The organism is Collimonas sp. NPDC087041 (assembly GCF_044745265.1).
GTDB lineage: Bacteria > Pseudomonadota > Gammaproteobacteria > Burkholderiales > Burkholderiaceae_D > Collimonas.
The window spans coordinates 20946-41370 of the sequence record NZ_JBIUZX010000018.1 but is presented as its reverse complement, the minus strand read 5'-3'; the positions used below and the strand labels follow the sequence as shown (position 1 = coordinate 41370).

Below are 20425 nucleotides of genomic sequence, written 5' to 3'. Positions count from 1 at the left end.
GCTTAAGGATAGCAATCGCATGAGCAATACTGAGCAGCTCCGGCAGCACGACTGGTTTTCCGCACTTTCCGCGCCTCACCAGTCACTGGTGCAGTCAACAATAGTCGTGCAGCGCTTCGGGGCAGGTGAGTTTATTGCGCGCCGCGGGGAGTTGTCGCAGTATTGGATAGGCGTGCACAGCGGCTTGATCAAGTTGGCGGTGTACAGCGTCGAAGGGCGCGGCGCGACCTTTTCCGGCGTGCCGGAAGGCGGTTGGTGCGGCGAGGGTAGCGTCATCAAGCGCGAATTGCGTAGATATGACGTGATCGCGATACGCGATTCCGAGATCATGTTGGTACCTGCTGAGATATTTCATACCTTGCTGGCGGAAAGCCTGCCTTTTACCGCCTTCGTGATCACGCAGTTGAATGAGCGCATGGGGCAGTTCATTGCTATGATTCAGAACGAAAGATTGCTTGCAGTCAATGCCCAGGTGGCGCAGGCGATCGCCCAGCTGTTCCATCCGAAGCTCTATCCGCGCACCTCCGCGGTGCTGGAACTGTCACAGGAAGAAATCGGCATGCTCACGGGGCTTTCGCGGCAACGGGTAAACCAGGCTTTGCAGCACTTGGCCGAACTGAAGCTGATCAATCTTTCTTACCAGTCAATCCGGGTTGTCGATTTGCCAGGCTTGCGTGGCTTCGGCCTGGCCGAACTGTAATAGACCAACAGATATTTTTTATTTGATAAGCCTCGTGCAGGCCCACACTTCAGGAGAGTTCATGTTTGATCACGTCAAATTCGGAGTCAGTGACTTTGCAGCAAGCAAAGCGTTCTTCCTCAAGGCACTTGAACCGCTTGGCGTAACTGTTGCCGCCGAGGGAGTGCCGACGTACGGGATTGAGCTTCTTGGCCCAAAGAGTATCGCCTCGTTGTGCCTGTACCAAACCGAGGAAAAGCCGGCGCATCTTCACTTGGCGTTCGCGGCCGAGAATCGCCAGCAAGTCGACGCTTTCTATCGCGCCGCCCTGGAAGCCGGTGGCAAGGACAATGGTGCGCCTGGCCTACGCCCGCATTACAACGCGAACTACTATGCCGCTTTTGTCATCGGCCCAGACGGCCACAATATTGAAGCGGTTTGCCACGAACCCGAAGCCTGAAATTGAACGGCCCGCAGTAGCATTATTCCTTTATCGACCATGGTTTCGTCAAATCCAGGCCAAGCGCCTCTGCAAATTTCGGCAGTTGCGCCGCGTCTTTTCCAGCGGGCAGTTCACGTAACGCGGCAAACGCAATCCATTTCGCATCGACCTCGAAAAAGTCGCGCAGGTTGGCGCGCGTATCGCTGCGTCCAAAACCGTCCGTGCCCAGGGTAACGTAGCGCGCGGGCACATAAGCGCGGATGCTTTCGGGAATGCCGCGTACATAATCGCTGGCGGCGATGACCGGTGCCTCGCTGCGCCCGAGTTGCTGCGTGATGTAGGCGTCCGGGGACGAGCTGGACAGGCGCTGCAGCCGTTCGGCGGCGACGCCGTCGCGCGCCAGTTCCGTATAACTGGTGACACTCCAGACTTCGGCGTTGATGCCGAATTTTTCCTGCAACAGGGCCGCCGCGCCGATGGCTTCCTTCAGGATCGGACCGGCTGCCAGTAAGCGGACATCGGCATTCTCTTGTGGCAGCAGACAGTACATGCCGCGCTTGATGCCGTCTTCGACACCCGCCGGCATGCTGGGTTGCGCCTCATTTTCATTGGTTACAGTGATGTAATAGAAGATGTCTTCATTGTCGTCGAGCATGCGGCGCATGCCATCCTGTACGATCACAGCCAACTCATAGGCATAGGCCGGATCATAGGAAACGCAGTTCGGCACCGTAGCGGCAACCAGATGACTGGAGCCATCCTGATGCTGCAAGCCTTCGCCCGCCAGGGTGGTGCGTCCGGAGGTGGCGCCGATGAGGAAACCGCGCGCCCGCTGGTCCGCCGCCGCCCAGATCAGATCGCCGATACGCTGGAAACCGAACATCGAGTAGTAAATATAGAAAGGCAACATCGGCAAACCATGTACCGAATAGCTGGTCGCAGCGGCGGTCCAGGAAGAAATGGCGCCGGCTTCCGAGATACCTTCTTCCAGGATCTGGCCATCCTTGGCTTCACGGTAAGACAGAATAGAGCCTATGTCTTCAGGCTCATACAGCTGGCCTTGCGACGAATAGATGCCGACCTGTTTGAACAGATTTGCCATGCCGAAAGTGCGGGCTTCGTCGGCCACTATCGGCACGATGTGCTTGCCGATACCGTCGTCTTTCAGCAGGGTGCCCAGCATGCGTACCAATGCCATCGTGGTCGACATTTCCTTGCCATCGGCATCCAGTGCAAATTTCGCGTAAGACGCCATCTCCGGCACCGCAATCCTTGTCTGCGATACGCTGCGCCGAGGCATGAAGCCACCCAATGCCGCACGTCGTTGCAGCAGATGGCGCATCTCGGGACTGCCATCTGCCGGCTTGTAGAATGCCAGCGCTTCGCAGTCCGCTTCGGAAATCGGCAGGCGGAAGCGGTCACGGAACTCAATCAAGGTGCCTGCGTCGAGTTTTTTCTGCTGGTGGGTGGTCATCTTGCCTTGTCCGGCAGCGCCCATGCCAAAGCCTTTTTTTGTTTGCGCGAGTATCACCGTCGGCTGGCCCCGATGATTTGCTGCGGAGAGATATGCAGCATGGATCTTCTTCATGTCGTGTCCGCCACGATGCAGACGGTCGATCTCGTCGTCGGTCAGCGTCGCGCCGATTGCCTGCAACGCAGGATTTTGTCCAAAAAAGCGGGCGCGATTGAAGGCGCCATCGTTGGCGGCGAAGGTTTGCAACTGGCCGTCTACCGTCTGGTTAAGCGCATTGAGCAGGTCGCCTGACTGGTCGCGCGCGAACAGCGTATCCCAGTCCGAACCCCATAGCAGCTTGATGACATTCCAGCCGCAGCCGGCAAATATGGTTTCCAGCTCGTCGACAATATGGCCGTTGCCGCGTACCGGGCCATCGAGCCGTTGCAAATTGCAGTTGACGACGAACACCAGGTTGTCCAGCGTTTCGCGCGATGCCAGGCTGAGCGCCGCCAGCGATTCCGGTTCGTCCATCTCGCCGTCGCCGAATACACCCCAGACCTTGCGCTCCTGCGGCGCCAGCAAGCCGCGGTGTTCCATGTAGCGCATGAAACGGGCTTGGTAGATGGCGCTGATCGGCCCGAGTCCCATCGAACCGGTGGGGAACTGCCAGAAATTTTCCATCAACCACGGGTGCGGATACGAAGACAGGCCCCGCGCGCCATGTTTTTTCGCTTCGATTTCCTGCCGGTAGAACGACAGTTCCTTTTCCGTCAACGTGCCTTCCAGGAAGGCGCGTGCATAAATGCCGGGCGCCGAATGCGCCTGGAAATAGACCAGGTCGCCGCCAAAAGAGTCTGTGCGCGCACGGAAGAAATGGTTGAAGCCGACTTCGAACAGATCGGCGGCAGAAGCGTAGCTGGCGATATGGCCGCCCAGCTCACCATAGGCGCGGTTGGCGCGCACCACCATCGCCAGTGCGTTCCAGCGCATCAGGCTGGCCAGGCGCTGTTCGATCGACAGTGCGTCGGCGCCACCCGGAAACGGCGGTTCATCCTCGACACGAATCGTGTTGGCATAGGGCGTATTGCGCGCATCGCGCCATTTGACTCCCCACGTCTGGGCAGCTGCACTAAGCCTCGACAACAGGTAACGCGCGCGTTCCGGGCCGGAGGCCTGGATGGTCGCCTGAAGCGCCGCTAGCCATTCTTCGGTTTCCTGCGCGTCGCTGTCGAATGGATTATTCAGAGTGTTGACGGATGACATTTCCATGGTCCTCGTTCCTCGTGATTGGGCTTTAGGGCCTGCTAACATTTAATTTGGGAGATCCATTCAAGCCGAACCGTGCAGTGGTAACGGTGTTGCAGGGAATTCGTGCGGCAGTGCTGAAAGCCAGAGTAACGATACACCCATGCGGGCGGGTATGTGCCCTGCAAGGATTTGGTACAGCTGGTGCGGCAGAACAACCGTCGAGGTCGGAATTGGCAATTGTTTGAACGGCATTTGTGCGGGTGTACTGCAGTGCCTGCGGTACGCTTTGCGGATGCCCGCGCGGCGTACCGAAGATTCAACCCGATCAACCGTTGCGGAACAGGAAGCTATAGGCGTTCAGCGCGGGTACTCCCCCCAAGTGGGCATACAGTACCTTGGAACCCTCTGGAAACTCGCCCAGCCGCACTTTTTCGATCATTCCGTGCATCGATTTGCCCTCGTAGACAGGATCGGTCAGCATGCCTTCCGTGCGGGCGCACAGACGGATGGCTTCCAGCGTGCCTTCGTTCGGCAAGCCGTATTCGGGACCGCCGAAACGGGTATCCAGCACCACATCCTTGGCGGTGATGTCGCGGCCAAGTTCGACCAATCCAGCGGTGTTTTTTGCGATCCGCAGAATCTGCTCGAAAGTCTGCTGCGGCTTGGCTGAAGCATCGATGCCGATCACGCGGTCGGCGCGGCCGTCGGCGGCAAAACCCACCAGCATGCCGGCTTGCGTGCTGCCGGTTACCGAGCAGGTAACGATATAGTCGAATTTGAAGCCCAGCTCGGCTTCCTGTTGCCTTACTTCTTCAGCAAAACCGACGAATCCAAGGCCGCCGCGTGGATGCTCCGAACAGCCTGCCGGGATAGGGAAGGGCTTGCCGCCGGCCTTGCGTACATCTTCCATGGCCTGTTCCCAGCTTTGGCGGATGCCGATATCGAAGCCGGCGCTGTCCAGTCGCACATCGGCGCCCATGATGCGCGACATTTCGATATTGCCGACCCTGTCGTATACGGCATCCGAATAATTGACCCAATTTTCCTGCACCAGCACGCATTTGAGACCCAGGTGCGCGGCCACCGCTGCCACCTGGCGCGTTTGATTCGACTGTATGCCGCCGATCGAAACCAAGGTGTCGTAGCCGCCTTCCAGCGCTTCGGGGATCAGGTACTCAAGTTTGCGGGTCTTGTTACCGCCGAAAGCCAGGCCGCTGTTGCAGTCTTCGCGTTTGGCGTAAAGCTCGACCTTGCCGCCAAGATGGGTGCTTAGCCGTTTCAGCGGTTGGATTGGTGTCGGTCCGAAAGTAAGTTGGTGACGTGGAAATTTTTTCAGGTTCATGGGAACGGCTCCTTGGGTTGGGGTGGGAGTAGGTATCCACGCATCAAAGCTGGCGAAGAAAACAGGCATGCTGAAATCCAGCTTTCATTGATGTTGAGATCAATTCCATATTAGAATCAATCGCAAGAAACATGGTTGCAAGTTTCTTCAATTAATCGGCTTTAAAATATGATAAAGCCGGATATATCCACGTTTTATTTTGGATAAATACACATGAAAGCAACAAAATTGCGCTCAACGCCGTTGCCCGCCGATGCCGCCGGCGAAACCATGGATCGCACCGATCGGGCGATCCTCAGGGCGCTGCAGCGCGACGCCTCGGTGTCGAATGTTGCGTTGGCGGCCAAGGTGAATCTGAGCGCTCCCGCATGTCTACGGCGCGTCGAGCGGCTCAAGGAATTGGGGCTGATCAAAGGGATAGTGGCGCTACTTGATCCACGTGCGCTGGATGCAGGCACCTTGGTGATGATCGGCGTGGTGCTGGACAGGTCGACGCCGGAGTCGTTTGCCGATTTCGAGCGGGCGGCGCAAAAAGTGTCTGGCTGCCTCGAGTGCCATGTAGTGACTGGTGAGTTTGATTATTTCATGCTACTGCGAACCAAGGACAACGACAGTTACAACCGCCTCCATGCGGAGCAGTTGCTGTATTTGCCGGGAGTGCGGCAAATCCGCACATTCATGGTGCTCAAGCAGGTTCTCTCAACCACCCAGTTGCCGATCTAGCACACGATTGCGTGCCCCAGATCGATTACCATCGATTTGCATTCGCTAATGTCGGCTTATCGACTTATCGACGTATCGACTTACTGTGACCTCAGATGATTCAACAGATAGTTGAGGAACGTCTCGACTACGCGCGGCAGGGTGCGCCCGATCAAGGTTTGCACTTCGACCTGGCGCCCATCCAGCCCGCGATCGCGAATCGGCAGCATGACCATTGTCCCCTCAGCGACCCGGTCCCGCACCGAGACCTCACCGGAGATCGAGACGCCGCCGCTGTGCATCACAAAATTGTACAAAGCCTCAACATAGTTGCTGGTCAGCACCGGCTCGAACAGCAATTGCTGGCGGTTGCACGCAAGATCGAACAGCTGGCGCAAGGTGGTGTTTGGTTCCGGCAGCGCGATCGGATAGGCCGCCAATTGCGATAACGACACCTGTTTGAATTGGCTCAGTGGATGGTCTTTGCGCATGACCGCCATGACCGGCGCGGGCTGCTGGTGCACGACCTTGATATTCGGCTCGGGGATGCGGCTGAAGGTGAGGCCGATATCCGCATTGCCTTCGCGCACCTGGCGCGAGACGCTGGCTGGCGGCCCCACATACAACTGGAATACGATCGCCGGATATTTTTTCTGGAAATCCGAGATCAGGCGCGGCAGGAAATCGATGGCGAAACCTTCTGTGCTGGCGATCCTGATCCTGCCACTTTTCAAGCCCTTGAGCGACAACAGATCGGCCACCACCCGGTCGGCTTCCAGCGCCGATTTGAGCGCATGCGCGGCCAATACTTCGCCGCCGGCGCTGAGCACCATGCCGCGCGGGCGGCGCTCGAACAACACGGTATCCAGAATCTGTTCCAGGCCGGTGATCTGCCGACTGATCGCTGAGCTGGCGACGTTCAGGCGCTGCGAGGCTTCGCTGATCGAGCCGCAACGAACGACTTCGAGAAAATAGCGCAATGATGTTTCCTGCAGTTGATGCGATTTCATGGAAATGGCCTCGTCTTCAATTTTTCTTACGTTCAGTGGCAGTTATCTGCGTTCTGTTTTCAGCAACGCAGAGTTAGAAATTTGATAGTTGTTGCAAGCTGTATTGTGACCTAGTATCAATTCCAAGCCACGGTTTTTCCCAGAAAATTTCTCGAAAAGGATGTTTGTGATGAAAATTTCCACTGCCTGGATGCGTTGTATCTTGTTCGCCGCTGGTGCTGCCGTTGCTACATCGGCACTGGCCAGCAAGGCCAACGATACGCTGATCTATGCGTCCGACAGCGAGGTTGAGAATATCGGCCCTTATCACAACAACTTGCGCGAGGGAGTCATCATTGCGCACCTGGCCTGGGATACATTGGTATATCGCGATCCAAAAACCAACGAGTACAAACCGCAGCTGGCGACTTCCTGGAAATGGGAGTCACCGACTGCGCTGGTGCTGGATTTGCGCCAGGGCGTCACATTCCATAACGGCGACAAATTCACCGCTGACGACGTGGTGTTCACCTTCAACTACGTGGCTTCTCCCGAATCCAAAGTGGTTACGCGCCAGAATACCGACTGGATCAAAAGCGCTGAAAAACTCGGCGAGTACAAGGTGCGGATCAACCTGAAACAGCCATTCCCGGCTGCGCTGGAATACTTGTCCGGGCCGACACCGATTTATCCTGCGGCTTATTTCAAAAAGGTTGGCGTAGAAGGATTCAGCAAGGCGCCTATCGGCACCGGTCCTTACCGCATTACCAGTGTCACGCCGGGGCAGGGGGTCACACTGGTGAAGAATAGCGCTTACTTCAAGGACAGTCCGCTTGGCCAGCCGAAGATAGGCACTCTGAAATTCGTTGTGATACCCGATCCGGAAACCCGGGTTGCGCAACTGATGACCGGCGCCATCGACTGGATCTGGCGCGTCCCCGCCGACCAGGCCGACGCCATGCGCAGCATGCCCAATATCACGGTGCAGAGTGGCGAGACCATGCGCATCGGTTTCCTGACCATGGATAGCACCGGCAGCTCGGCAGCGAACTCGCCGTTCAAGGACGTCCGTGTACGGCAGGCCATAAATTATGCCGTCAACCGCAACGGCTTGGCCGGCAGCCTGGTGCGCGGCGGCAGCCAGCCAGTGTACGCGGCCTGTTTCCGCACTCAATTCGGATGCGAAACCAAGGCGGTCGTCAAATATGAATACAATCCGGCGAAGGCCAAGGCCCTGCTGGCCGAAGCCGGTTATCCGAAAGGATTCGACACCGATATCTATGCCTATCGCGAACGGGAATACGCGGAAGCCCTGATCGGCGATTTGCACAAGATCGGCATCAATGCTCGCTTGCATTACATGAAATTTGCCGCGTTGCAAACCGAATACCGCGCCGGAAAAACACCGATGACCTTTCAAGCGTGGGGCTCGTTTTCAGTGAATGACACGTCCGCCTTCACCGGCGTCTGGTTCAAGGGCGGCGCTGACGATGTAAGCAAGGACGCGCAAGTGAAAACCTGGCTGGAAACAGCCGATTCCTCGCTCGATGCCGCGGTGCGCAAGGAAAACTACGGCAAAGCATTGCAACGTATTTCGCAGCAGGCGCTGGCGGCTCCGCTGTTTTCCTATTCCACCAATTATGCCTACACTTCGGCGCTGAAATTCCAGGGTTACCCGGATGAATTGCCGCGCTTCTACGAGGCCAGCTGGAAATAATTAGTCGTCCGATTCAGTCATTTATTTGAGACAGGGATCGGCGTCGGGGTCGACGCAAGCCATCTCACACCAGCCAGGGGCAGCCATCACCATGTTGATCTACATCCTTCGTCGCCTAATGATCGCGTTGAGCGTCGCCATCACCGTTTCGGTGGTCAGCTTCATGCTGCTGCATCTATCCGGTGATCTGGCCACCGCCATCGCCGGGCCGGAAGCCAGCGCGGCGCAGGTCGAGGTGATACGCACGCAATATGGCCTGGACCGGCCGCTCGCGGCGCAATTTGCCGACTGGCTGTGGAATGCGGTGCGGCTGGATTTCGGACGTTCCTATTATTTCCAGAGCTCCGTGATGGATCTGGTTGCGGAGCGTTTGCCGGTCACCCTCAAGCTCGGCGGAATTGCGCTGCTGCTAGCGGTATTCGTGGCGATCCCGTTGGGCGTACTGGCGGCGATTTTTCGCGACACCTGGCTGGATCGGCTGGCGTTGCTGATTGCGGTGATCGGCCAAGCCATGCCCAGTTTCTGGTTCGGGCTGACCTTGATCGTGATCTTTGCAGTTGGCCTGCATTGGCTGCCGGTGGCGGGCAATACCACCTGGCAGCATTTCGTGCTGCCCGCCGTCGCGCTGGGGTATTACGCAACGCCGGCGATGATGCGGCTGACGCGCGCCGGCATGCTTGACGTGTTGGAGTCGGATTACATACGTACAGCCAGGGCCAAAGGTCTGAGTAGGACCCGCGTGATTCTCAAGCATGCGCTGCGCAATGCTGTTATTCCGGTGGTGGCACTGGCGGCGGTGGAAATGGGCTTCATGTTGGGAGGCTCGGTGGTGATCGAATCGGTGTACTCGTTGCAAGGCCTGGGGCAACTGGCGTGGGATGCGATCTCCCGCAACGATTACCCGGTGGTGCAAGCGGTAGTGCTGATCATCGCGGTGTTTTATATCGCACTGACTTTCCTGGCCGACGTCATCAACGCCATGCTCGATCCACGCATCCGCACTCGCTAAGGGAATCTTATGTCGTCTCCGTTATTGTCTTCATTGACCACGGCTGCAATGCCATCCTCTGTCGCTTTGCAGGCCGCGCGTTCCCGGACCCCGATGTGGCGTCGTAAATTGCGCAGAATTCTTGGCCATCATGGTTTGACGCTGGGTGCCACGGTGCTTGTCCTGATCGTGCTGATAGCGCTGTTTGCGCCTTGGATAGCGCCGCACGATCCTTATAGCCAGGACGTCACGCAACGCCTGATTCCGCCGGTGTGGCATGCCAATGGTAGCTGGGCGCATGCGCTCGGCACCGACAAGCTCGGGCGCGATTACCTGAGCCGCTTGATATTCGGCGCCCGCGTGTCGCTGTTGATCGGTTTTTCGGCGGCGCTGATTTCAGGCGTGATAGGAACCACGCTGGGCGTGCTGGCAGGTTATTTTGGCGGCCGGGTCGATGCCGTGATCAGCTATATCATCACCACCCGGCTGGCCATGCCGGTGGTGCTGGTGGCGTTAGCGATGGCGTCGCTGGTCGGCGGTTCGCTCAAAGTGGTTATCGTACTGTTGGGCCTGCTGCTGTGGGATCGCTTCGCGGTGGTCACCCGTTCCGCCACCCAACAATTGCGCAATGCCGAATTTATCGCGTCGGCTCAAGTGCTGGGCGCATCGACGCCTTACATCCTGCTGCGCGAGATACTGCCCAACATCATGAGCGCGCTGATCGTGGTGGCGACGCTGGAAATGGCGCACGCGATCCTGCTGGAAGCGACGCTGTCGTTTCTCGGCCTTGGCGTACAGCCACCGACTCCTTCGTGGGGCCTGATGGTAGCCGAGGGCAAGGCTTACATGTTTTTCCAGCCTTGGGTAATCCTGATTCCCGGCATCGCGCTGATATTGCTGGTATTGGCGATCAACCTGGTCGGCGACGGCCTGCGCGACATGAATGCACCCGATGGCCGCAATTGAATCGGCATCCTTAATGAACATGAGAACGCGAGCCCAACAAGGAGTCCGGTATGAACATATTGCTTGATGTGAAAGACTTGCGGGTGGATTTACCGACTGAACATGGCATGTTGCATGCAGTGCGCGGTATCGATTTCCAGGTCAGGCGCGGCGAGATGCTGTGCCTGGTCGGCGAGTCGGGATGCGGTAAATCGATGACATCGCTGGCGTTGATGGGCTTGTTGCCGCGCAAGGCGCAACGCAGCGCCGCTCATATCCGCTTCGACGGTATCGATTTGCAGCAGCTACCGGAACGCAAGATGGCGGATCTGCGCGGTCAGCGCATGGCCATGATTTTCCAGGATCCGATGACTTCGCTCAATCCTTCTTATACGCTGGGCAATCAATTGTGCGAAGCCTTGCTCCAGCATCGCCACGTCTCTCATGTTGAAGCCCGCGATCGGGCGATCTACCTGTTACATCGCACCGGGATCAAGAATGCCGAAGACCGCATGCGGCAGTATCCGCATCAGTTGTCAGGCGGCTTACGCCAGCGGGTGATGATTGCGATGGCGCTGATGTGTGAACCGGATCTGATCATTGCCGACGAACCGACTACTGCGCTGGATGTCACGATACAGGCGCAGATCCTGCGGATGATAAGAGAATTGCAACAGGAATTCGGCAGCGCGGTGGTTTTCATCACACATGATCTGGGCGTGGTGGCGCGTATCGCCGATCGGGTTGCGGTCATGTATGCGGGCGAGATAGTCGAAACGGCACCGGTGGGGCAATTGTTCGCCCATCCCAGCCATCCTTACACGCGTGGCTTGCTCAACTGTATTCCTGTGCGCGGCAAGACGCCACCAGGCAGTCGCCTTGCGGCGATACCCGGCGTGGTGCCGAGCCTGGTCGGGCAAGTGCAGGGATGCGCGTTTCGCAATCGTTGTCCGCAGGCCCACGATGCCTGTGAGGAGGTGCCGCCGAATGTCGTCATCGATGAAGGCCATTATGCGCGCTGCAACAGCGTTCATCGGCATGTTGCGGAGGTGGCGGCATGAATAAGATAGCTGAAGATCGGATCGCTGAAGAACAAGGCAGCAACGACATTGCGCTGGAATTGTGTGCGCTAAGCCGGACCTTCAAACTCAAGCGCGGCTTTTTTCAGGCTGACGGCGAAATCAAAGCCGTCAACAATGTCTCGCTGCGCTTGTATCGCGGCGAGACACTGGGACTAGTCGGCGAATCCGGCTGCGGCAAGAGTACGCTGGCCAAAATGTTGCTCGGCCTGCTCGAACCGAGTTCCGGGAATGTGCTGGTCAATGGCAAGGAAATCGATCCGACACAACGGATCGCCGCGGCGCGCCACATCCAGCCGATATTCCAGGACCCGTATTCGTCGCTGAATCCGCGTAAAACTGTGTCGCAAATCGTCGGCCTGCCGCTCAAGTTGCATGGCATTGGCGACGCTACCGAGCAACGTAGCAAGCTACGCGAAATGCTGGATCTGGTCGGCATGCCGGAACGTACCCATCATCAATACCCGAATCAATTATCTGGCGGACAACGCCAGCGCGTGGCGATCGCTCGCGCGCTGATTCTGCGGCCCGACATTCTCATCTGCGATGAGCCGACATCGGCGCTCGATGTATCGGTGCAAGCGCAGATATTGAACCTGCTGCTCGATCTGAAGAGGGAATTCGGCCTGACCTATCTTTTCATCAGTCACGATCTAGGCGTGGTCGAACATTTGGTGGATCGCGTTGCGGTGATGCATCAGGGCAGCATCGTCGAATTGGAGACCCGCGAAAAGATATTTTCGCAGGCCCAGCATCCCTATACGCAAATGTTGCTGGCATCGGCATTATCGCCGGAACCTGGGCTCGGCATTCCGGACATCGTCCTGCAGGATTCGCCGGCGTATGCGATGCAATAGACCCACAACTACCTGCCGCCGGAACGCAAAAACACATCTAACCCTGGCATCGGTTGAACGCCGATGCCGCCGTCATTCGAGGAAAACAATATGAGCAGAACAGAAGCGATCGCCAAGGCCAGTGCCTATTTCGACGATGGGCGATTCCAGGCAACCCTGGCGCGCCGCGTCGCGGTGCGCACCGAGAGCCAGGAAGCCGGCAGCGCGCCCATCCTGCGGGCGTATCTGGAAGAACAGATCGTGCCTGAACTGACCGCCCTGGGCTTTAGCTGCCAGATTGTCGGCAATCCGCTGGCTGAAAGCAGCCCATTCCTGCTGGCTGAGCGGATTGAGCAGGGCGCGGCATTCACGGTTCTTACCTACGGTCACGGCGACGTCGTGCGTGGTTACGACAGTCAGTGGCGCAGCGGCCTGAATCCCTGGGAAATCATCGTCGAGGGTGATCGCTGGTACGGTCGCGGCGCCGCCGACAACAAGGCGCAGCACACGATCAATTTCGCCGCGCTGGCGCAAGTGCTGGCGGTGCGCCACGGAAAACTCGGCTACAACGTCAAGGTGATCCTGGAGATGGGGGAGGAGATCGGCTCCCCCGGCTTGAAGGAAATTTGCGCGCTGCACGCCGAACGCCTGGCGGCCGATGTGTTCATTGCATCTGACGGTCCGCGGGTCGCTGCCGCCAAACCGACAATGTTCCTGGGCTCGCGCGGCGGTTGCAATTTCGATCTGCGCGTCAAGCTGCGCGATGGTGCGCATCACTCCGGCAACTGGGGTGGCCTGTTGCGCAACCCGGGCGTGCGGCTGGCCAATGCGATCGCCAGCCTGATCGATGAAAAAGGATGCATCCGCGTCCCTCAGCTACTGCCGGACAGCTTGCCGCAGAGCGTGCGCGATGCGCTCGACGGTGTCGAGGTCGGCGGGTCTGCGGGCGATCCGGAGGTCGACAGCAATTGGGGAGAACCGGGCCTGTCGCCGGCGGAACGTGTATTCGGCTGGAATACGCTGGAGGTGCTGGCGATGAAGACCGGCAATCCGGAAGCGCCGGTGAATGCGATTCCCGGTCATGCTTTCGCGCATTGCCAGATCCGCTACGTGGTTGGCAGCGACAGTAACAATTTCCTGACACACATCCGCAACCATCTCGATGCGCATGGTTACGATGATGTCGAGGTACTGCCATCCGGTATCCAATTTGAGGCCACCCGCCTGGATCCGGACGATGCCTGGGTGCGCTGGGGCCTGGCCTCGATGCAACGCACCACCGGTGCGGCGCCGACATTGCTGCCGAATCTGGGCGGATCGCTGCCAAACGACGTCTTTGCCGACGTGCTGCGCTTGCCAACACTCTGGGTGCCGCACTCCTATCCGGCATGCTCGCAACATGCGCCCAACGAGCATATCCTGGCCAGCGTATCGCGCGAATCGCTGCAGATCATGGCCGGCATGTTCTGGGATCTGGCCGAAGAGGGCGGACAAGTCCATGCGCAAAGGGCATAAGGACACATAGCCCGGAAGTTTACAATGCATTCTTACGATTTTGCATCTTTCACCGAATATCGAGGCAAGCGATGAAACAGGAAGTTCAATATTGTGAAGTGGCGGATTTGAACGACGCAAAGGATGAGTTGATCGAGATTCGGCGCCATATCCACCGGCATCCAGAACTGTCGTATGAAGAATTCAACACCTCGGACCTGGTTGCCGCCAAGTTGCAAGCATGGGGTTATGCGGTCACGCGCAACATCGGCGGCACTGGCCTGGTGGGTACGTTGAGGGTTGGTGATAGCAAGCGCAGCATCGGCGTCCGGGCCGACATGGATGCCCTGCCTATCCATGAAAAAACCGGCTTGCCCTACGCCAGTTGCCACGATGGCAAAATGCACGCATGCGGACACGACGGGCACACCACGATGCTGCTGGGAGCAGCCCGGCATCTGGCCCGCACCCGCAATTTTGATGGCATCGTCAACTTGATCTTCCAGCCGGCCGAAGAAGCCGGATCGAACAGCGGCGCCGAGCAAATGCTGCGTGACGGCTTGTTTGAACGATTTCCCTGCGACGCCATTTTCGGCATGCACAACCATCCCGGCTTTCCAACCGGTACCTTCATGTTTCGCTCAGGCCCTTTCATGGCCGCCTGCGATACGGTAAAGGTTTGCATCACAGGTCGGGGAGGGCACGCCGCCCGGCCACATCTGTCGATTGATCCTGTGGTAGTCGCCAGCAGCCTGGTAATGGCCTTGCAGACTATTGTTGCGCGCAATGTCGATCCGGCGGAGATGGCCGTAGTCACTGTGGGGGCGCTGCACGCCGGGCATGCCGCCAACGTGATTCCGGAGCAGGCGACGCTGGAGATGAGCGTGCGTTCATTCACCCCCGAAGTCCGCAGCCTGCTAGAGCAGAGAATCCGCACATTGATCGCGACACATGCCGAAGGATACGGCGCGCAAGCCGATATCGACTACATTTACGGCTATCCGGTGCTGGTCAATTCCGACGCGGAAACAGCATTTGCGATGCAAGTCGCCGAGGAGCTGGTCGGCGCGGAAAATGTGATCTCGCCGTTTCCAGCAATCGCCGGCAGCGAGGATTTTGCATATTTTCTGCAACAACGTCCTGGCTGCTTTGTCCGGCTCGGGAATGGATTAGGCAAGCCGATGCTGCATAACGCCGGTTACGATTTCAACGACGAAAATGTCACCATCGGCGCGGCTTACTGGAGCCGGCTGGTTGAACGGTTTCTTTTTCGTTAGTACCTGTTCCGCGATCCATACCGCTGTCGAACTGTTTCTTTATACGCCAGTTCCGTTTGAGGTTTTATAAATAAGGTGACAACCTCGGGATGGCTTTTCCTCACCTCGCGCTCAATATCAACCACTGATTTCTCAATGTCAGATGTTTGCAGATTATCTGCAAATTCCAGGCTTAGCGCAGCGAGGATCTGATCCGGAGCGAGTTGTATGGTTAGCACGCCATTGGCCCGAAAAACAGATTTCTCGTGCGCAGCTATGTGCAGAATGGAGTCGCTCAATACGCTATCAGCGCGCTCGCCGAGCAATAAACTTTTACTTTCCCTTGCCAATAAACTGGCAGTTGCTGCGAGCAGCAGTCCGATAAGAAGCGATGCGATTCCATCGAAAATTGGCATCCCCATGGTGGTCGACATGAATGTGCCGATTGCGGCGATGGCGATACCAAGCAATGCCGCGCTATCTTCGAACAACACTATGAATGTTGCCGGATCTTTACTTCTGCGGAATGCTTCGTAATAGCCAAGCGATCTCTTCGATGCCCTGAACTGGCGCAGAGAGACTAGCCAGGATGTCCCCTCAAATAAAAAAGCGAGACCTAGAACGATATAGTTGACCAGAGGGTCTTTGATGAGAGCGACTTCGCGCAGATGCATGACCCCCTCGTAGAGGGACACACCTGCGCCAAGCGCGAAGACCAATAAGGCGACAATGAAACTCCAGAAGTAGAATTCGCGGCCATATCCGATTGGATGCTCTTGATCCGCATGGCGAGTCGCGCGATGCATTCCATAAAGAAGAAGTAGTTCGTTGCCGGTATCAACAAAGGAATGAACTGCCTCGCTGAGCATTGCCGAGCTACCCGTCCATGCCGCCGCACAGGCCTTGGTCGAAGCGACTAGCAAATTGCCGGCAAGGGCAACATATACGACCTGCTTCGATGACGTATTTGATGCCATATTCTCTCCCAGTGCGGATTTGCCAATTCACACTGGCGAAATTGATTCCAGGAATGCCAAAAACTCAGATTATGCAGACTGTGATGAACAGTCTGTTCGGCGCCGTACAGTGCCTTCGATGCGCGTAATTTAATGAGCCAGCTCATTGAACGAGTTCGTGTAAGACTATGACTAGCCAACGGCCAGGAGTATTCTTACTCACATGACCATATCCAACCCCTTCGAATTATTGCTCCAAAAAAATGAAGGGAGACCATTTGTCTTCGACAACGACGATATGCGCACCTTGCATTTCGATCATAAGTACATACAAAGCGCGATGTCTATCTCAATGCCCGACAAGCTGCTGTTGAGCTATACGCGGGCCATGATGGGATTTTTGTTGTTTCAGGCCTCGCCCAAAAAAATCCTGATGGTCGGTTTGGGGGGCGGCTCGTTGGCAAAATACTGTTATCGGAATTTGCCATCCGCGTGCGTCACGGTGCTTGAAGTGAGCAAAGAAGTCATTGCATTACGCGATGACTTCTTGATTCCCTCTGACGACCATCGTCTTCAAATCATTCACGTCGATGCCGCAGTTTATATGCACGCGCAACAAGAAAAAGTTGCCGAAGTGATCATGCTGGATGGCTTTTCTGCTGACGGTCCAGCGCATGAATTAATTACCAGTGATTTCTATGCGGCGTGTTTGCATAGCCTTACGCCAGGCGGAATTCTGGTATCCAACTTATGGGACAGCCCAGCTTCTTTAATCGCTGCGGTAGCACCCGCGTTGCTGGGAACGGATTGGCGCATTTGGTGGTGCAAGACTCCCGACAGCGACAACTATATTGCCTTCTTTGTTAGAGACAACGATACGGCGATGTTTCGGACGTTGGCATCCACCCGAGCCAAAAAGCTGGATGAACAATTTGATTTGCAGTTATCTGGACTGATTCCTTCCTTTCAACTAGCTCCAAAATGTATGCTCTGACGAGATCGCGATAGTTCAGCTCTCCCAGACCTATTGACGGTTATCGTCATGCATTTTCCAAATCGGGGTCGCCTGACGTCGATTTTTGATACTTCTCATGGCCGCCATCTCTGGATATTTAGGCGCCAGCGCGTGGTCATTCCCATATTGAAAAGCGCCCGAACGCGGCAAACCAAGAGCCGGTTGGTATGCGTTGCCCATTTTTTTATTAAGTGGGACAACGAACAGACCAGAAATTTACTGGCGCGCACGATGACAAAAGAAATAACGAGGCCGCCGTAGATTAAATGCGACAGATGGTTGCAAGTTTCTTCGCTGCCGATTTTGCAAGCACACGAAATCACAAGGAATACGCCATGAGCTATCAAAGCATCAACCCCTATGATGGAAAGACCCTCAAAACCTTTGAGGAGATCAGTGATAAACAGCTTGAGACAGCAATTGCAACTGCCGCGGCGTGCTTCGAAGTCTGGCGCAAGAAAAGCTACGCGGAACGCGCAGTAGTGGTAGCTAAAGCCGCCAAACTCATGCATGAACGGGTTGAGGAGTTTGCACGCCCCGTTACCCTTGAGATGGGAAAACTTATCGCGCAAGCACGCGGCGAGGTCGTGCTGAGCGCCGACATCATCGCCTACTATGCCAAGCATGCTGAAGCCTTTCTAGCTCCTGAAAAGCTGACTCCGAGTTCTGGCACAGCAGAGATTCAAAGTAGCCCGTTCGGCGTGTTGTTTGGAGTCGAACCTTGGAATTTTCCCTACTATCAATTGGCACGTTTTGCCGCGCCTAACTTGATGGCCGGTAACGTTGTGATGGTCAAGCATGCTGGATGCGTGCCGCAATGCGCAATTGCCTTTGAGAAATTGTGGCTGGATGCCGGGGCACCCGCCGGGGCTTACACCAACTTGTTAATTTCTTACGATCAGGTCAATCGGGTCATCGATGACCCGCGCATCAAGGGAGTCGCATTGACAGGTAGTGTGGAAGCTGGAAAAACAGTAGCTGGCAGAGCCGGACAAAACCTGAAGAAATCGACCATGGAACTTGGCGGTAGCGATGCCTTCATCGTGCTGGAAGACGCAGATCTCGACAAGACCGTGCAATGGGCGGTATGGGGGAAAATGAACAACACAGGCCAATGCTGTGTTGCTGCCAAGCGTTTTATTGTGGTTGAGGCATTGGCGGATCGTTTCCTCGACAAGTTTCAGACCGCGCTGGCCGCCCTCAAGCCAGGCGATCCAATGGATGCAGCCACAACCTTGGGGCCACTGTCGACTGAGAGCGCGCTGATTAAGTTGGAAGCACAAGTCAAAAATGCAGTCGCCAAAGGAGCGACATTGGTGATGGGGGGCAAGCGCATCAATCGCTCCGGCGCCTTCATGGAGCCAACCATTCTCACCGATATCAAACCTCACAATCCGGCCTTCCGTGAAGAGTTTTTTGGACCTGTCGCACTATTTTTTCGTGTCAAGAATGAGGAAGAGGCGATAGCGCTGGCTAACGATTCCGAATTTGGCCTTGGCGGTTCAGTCTTCACCAAGGACATCGAGCGTGGCAAGCGTGTCGCTAGCCGCATTGATACCGGCATGGTGTTCGTCAATCATCCGACATGGACTACTCCGGATTTACCGTTTGGCGGCGTCAAAAACTCAGGTTACGGACGAGAACTGTCGAGCATGGGGATCCAGGAGTTCGTCAATAAAAAACTGGTTCGGGTCGATTCGATTGACGCGCCGGCATAGGAATGAGCATGTACGTCACCATAGCCGTTCTGAAGGAAACGCAAGCGCACGAACGACGCGTGGCTGTGGTGCCGTCTATTGCCGCCAAGCTGATCAAGTTGGGCGCCAAGTTACATATGCAGGCGGGGGCTGGGGAGGCGAGCCGACTGAGTGACGTCGCCTATAAGGGCGTTGTCTTTACGCATGACCGCAACCAACTTGTGCATGATGCGGATATCGTGCTCGCGGTACAGCCTCCGGCACTTGAAGTAGTCAAAGGAATGAAGGAGGGGGCGATTCTGATTTCCTTCATTTATGCGGACAAGTCGCGGGCTCTCATACAGTGCCTATTGGATAAAAAAATAACTTGCTTCGCAATGGAGCGCGTACCGCGTATTACCCGCGCGCAGGCTATGGATGCATTGTCCAGTCAAGCTGCTCTGGCAGGCTATTACGCAGTGCAGCTAGGCTCGATTCACCTTGCCAGGATGCTGCCGAAGGTCACCACCGCCGCAGGCGCGGTCGGGCCGGCAAAGGTATTGGTGATGGGGCTCGGCGTCGCCGGGCTCGAAGCCATTGCGACAGCCCATCGCTTGGGGGCGGTTGTTCAAGGCTACGACGTCCGGCCGGAGACACAAGAGCAGGCGCTTTCATTGGGCGCGACCTTCGTAGAGACCGGTGTCGACGCACGCGGTAAAGGTGGTTACGCGAGGGCGTTGAGCGCCGAGGAGAAAAGCCAGGTCGACGCAGCGCTCACTCAGCACATACAGCAAGCTGATCTGATCATTACTACCGCCGCTATCCCTGGGAAGCCATCGCCCAAGCTTATCAGCCAGGCACAGGTGCAAGGAATGAAGGCTGGTGCAGTAATTGTGGATCTGTCGTCTGAAGGCGGCGGGAATTGCGTGGATACCTGCCCAGGCGAGACGATACAAGTAGGGCAAGTAACGATCGTCGCGCCGCTCAATGTTCCTTCGTTGCTGAGCAGCGATGCCAGTGAGCTTTATGCGAAGAATCAATATAACCTGCTTGCGCTTTTCGTGAAGAACAACATTGTCACGTTCGATTGGGAAGACGAGATCCTTGCCAAAACCGTACTCACTCACGACGGCAAACTCAAGAATGTGCCGGCCGATCAGGCAAGTGAAGCAACCGTCACACAACCCGTACAAGCCTGATCAGGAGATCTCGATGTCTTTCCAGACAAGTATTACCGGATTTGTCGCTTTATACATCTTCATGCTGGCGGCCTTTACCGGCTGGGTGGTGATAGGTCGTGTCCCGGCTATTCTCCACACGCCTCTGATGTCCGGCTCCAATTTCGTCCATGGCATTGTGGTTGTGGGCGCTCTTTTTGCATTACTCAATGCGAGTACTACTCAAGAACAGGTGATTGGTTTCTTTGCCGTGTTGCTTGGCGCGGGCAATGCCGCAGGTGGCTATGCGGTCACGGACCGCATGTTGGCGATGTTTCAGCCGAGTGCCGGCAAGCCCGGCCGTAAGATAGCCCATACAACCGCCCAAAATGCGGCGCATAAGTCTGGTCACAAAAAAACCAACCGCTCCAAGCAGGCCTGAGGAATC

Annotated in this window: 18 protein-coding genes; 14 read left to right on the top strand and 4 right to left on the bottom strand. The window is 56.5% G+C overall.

All coding sequences use genetic code 11. The annotated features are described in order from the left end of the window. Positions 1-19: 19 nt before the first annotated feature. Both ACIPF8_RS23220 and ACIPF8_RS23215 read left to right on the top strand, forming a co-directional pair. A complete protein-coding gene (locus ACIPF8_RS23220; RefSeq protein WP_400425921.1) occupies positions 20-700 on the top strand; it encodes a Crp/Fnr family transcriptional regulator in 681 nt (226 codons plus the stop codon). A gap of 61 nt (positions 701-761) precedes the next feature. Next, the gene (locus ACIPF8_RS23215) at positions 762-1139 is read left to right on the top strand and encodes a VOC family protein (RefSeq protein WP_400425919.1); all 378 of its coding nucleotides are present in this window, start codon (positions 762-764) and stop codon (positions 1137-1139) included. Positions 1140-1161: 22 nt separating this feature from the next. Here the strand turns inward: ACIPF8_RS23215 and mdeB are convergent, their stop codons facing one another. Both mdeB and ACIPF8_RS23205 read right to left on the bottom strand, forming a co-directional pair. Then, positions 1162-3846 (bottom strand): alpha-ketoglutarate dehydrogenase, encoded by a 2685-nt coding sequence (mdeB, locus tag ACIPF8_RS23210; protein ID WP_400425915.1) that lies wholly within the window; start codon positions 3844-3846, stop codon positions 1162-1164. A gap of 304 nt (positions 3847-4150) precedes the next feature. Continuing rightward, positions 4151-5167 (bottom strand): 1-aminocyclopropane-1-carboxylate deaminase, encoded by a 1017-nt coding sequence (locus ACIPF8_RS23205; protein ID WP_400425913.1) that lies wholly within the window; start codon positions 5165-5167, stop codon positions 4151-4153. A gap of 213 nt (positions 5168-5380) precedes the next feature. On the opposite strand from ACIPF8_RS23205, the gene ACIPF8_RS23200 reads away from it, so the two are divergent. Then, positions 5381-5890 (top strand): Lrp/AsnC family transcriptional regulator, encoded by a 510-nt coding sequence (locus ACIPF8_RS23200; protein ID WP_400425911.1) that lies wholly within the window; start codon positions 5381-5383, stop codon positions 5888-5890. An 80-nt stretch (positions 5891-5970) separates the two neighbouring features. On the opposite strand, the gene ACIPF8_RS23195 is transcribed toward ACIPF8_RS23200, so the two are convergent. Next, positions 5971-6879 carry a LysR family transcriptional regulator gene (locus ACIPF8_RS23195; RefSeq protein WP_400425909.1) on the bottom strand — a complete coding sequence of 303 codons (909 nt, stop codon included), beginning with the start codon at positions 6877-6879 and terminating at the stop codon, positions 5971-5973. Between the two features lie 190 nt (positions 6880-7069). Here ACIPF8_RS23195 and ACIPF8_RS23190 point away from each other — a divergent pair, with 190 nt between their 5' ends. The 7 genes from ACIPF8_RS23190 (at position 7070) to ACIPF8_RS23160 (ending at position 15194) form a co-directional block, all read left to right on the top strand. Then, positions 7070-8575, top strand: a complete 1506-nt coding sequence (locus tag ACIPF8_RS23190; RefSeq protein WP_400425966.1) for an ABC transporter substrate-binding protein — start codon at positions 7070-7072, stop codon at positions 8573-8575. Between the two features lie 91 nt (positions 8576-8666). Next, a complete protein-coding gene (locus ACIPF8_RS23185; RefSeq protein WP_400425907.1) occupies positions 8667-9584 on the top strand; it encodes an ABC transporter permease in 918 nt (305 codons plus the stop codon). Between the two features lie 48 nt (positions 9585-9632). Next, positions 9633-10529, top strand: coding sequence for an ABC transporter permease (locus tag ACIPF8_RS23180; protein WP_400425964.1), 897 nt, complete (start codon positions 9633-9635; stop codon positions 10527-10529). Positions 10530-10579: 50 nt separating this feature from the next. Continuing rightward, positions 10580-11569 (top strand): ABC transporter ATP-binding protein, encoded by a 990-nt coding sequence (locus ACIPF8_RS23175; RefSeq protein WP_400425905.1) that lies wholly within the window; start codon positions 10580-10582, stop codon positions 11567-11569. Next, a complete protein-coding gene (locus ACIPF8_RS23170; RefSeq protein ID WP_400425903.1) occupies positions 11566-12444 on the top strand; it encodes an ATP-binding cassette domain-containing protein in 879 nt (292 codons plus the stop codon). The genes ACIPF8_RS23175 and ACIPF8_RS23170 overlap by 4 nt, the downstream gene beginning before the upstream one ends. A gap of 90 nt (positions 12445-12534) precedes the next feature. Further along, a complete protein-coding gene (locus ACIPF8_RS23165) occupies positions 12535-13938 on the top strand; it encodes a M20 family metallopeptidase (RefSeq protein WP_400425901.1) in 1404 nt (467 codons plus the stop codon). Positions 13939-14009: 71 nt separating this feature from the next. Next, complete coding sequence (locus ACIPF8_RS23160; protein WP_400425899.1) at positions 14010-15194, top strand: M20 aminoacylase family protein; 1185 nt, start codon at positions 14010-14012, stop codon at positions 15192-15194. On the opposite strand, the gene ACIPF8_RS23155 is transcribed toward ACIPF8_RS23160, so the two are convergent. Beyond that, positions 15191-16150, bottom strand: coding sequence for a cation diffusion facilitator family transporter (locus ACIPF8_RS23155; RefSeq protein ID WP_400425897.1), 960 nt, complete (start codon positions 16148-16150; stop codon positions 15191-15193). The genes ACIPF8_RS23160 and ACIPF8_RS23155 overlap by 4 nt on opposite strands. 202 nt (positions 16151-16352) lie before the next feature. Between ACIPF8_RS23155 and ACIPF8_RS23150 the strand changes: the two genes are divergently transcribed. The 4 genes from ACIPF8_RS23150 to ACIPF8_RS23135 all read left to right on the top strand — a co-directional run bounded on the left by ACIPF8_RS23150 (position 16353) and on the right by ACIPF8_RS23135 (position 20419). Then, positions 16353-17123: a fused MFS/spermidine synthase gene (locus ACIPF8_RS23150; protein ID WP_400425895.1), complete on the top strand. Its 771-nt coding sequence runs from the start codon at positions 16353-16355 to the stop codon at positions 17121-17123. Between the two features lie 356 nt (positions 17124-17479). Further along, positions 17480-18862 carry an NAD-dependent succinate-semialdehyde dehydrogenase gene (locus ACIPF8_RS23145; protein WP_400425893.1) on the top strand — a complete coding sequence of 461 codons (1383 nt, stop codon included), beginning with the start codon at positions 17480-17482 and terminating at the stop codon, positions 18860-18862. Positions 18863-18870: 8 nt separating this feature from the next. Then, positions 18871-20019 (top strand): NAD(P) transhydrogenase subunit alpha, encoded by a 1149-nt coding sequence (locus tag ACIPF8_RS23140; RefSeq protein ID WP_400425891.1) that lies wholly within the window; start codon positions 18871-18873, stop codon positions 20017-20019. A gap of 13 nt (positions 20020-20032) precedes the next feature. Further along, complete coding sequence (locus tag ACIPF8_RS23135; RefSeq protein WP_400425889.1) at positions 20033-20419, top strand: NAD(P) transhydrogenase subunit alpha; 387 nt, start codon at positions 20033-20035, stop codon at positions 20417-20419. Positions 20420-20425: the final 6 nt, after the last annotated feature.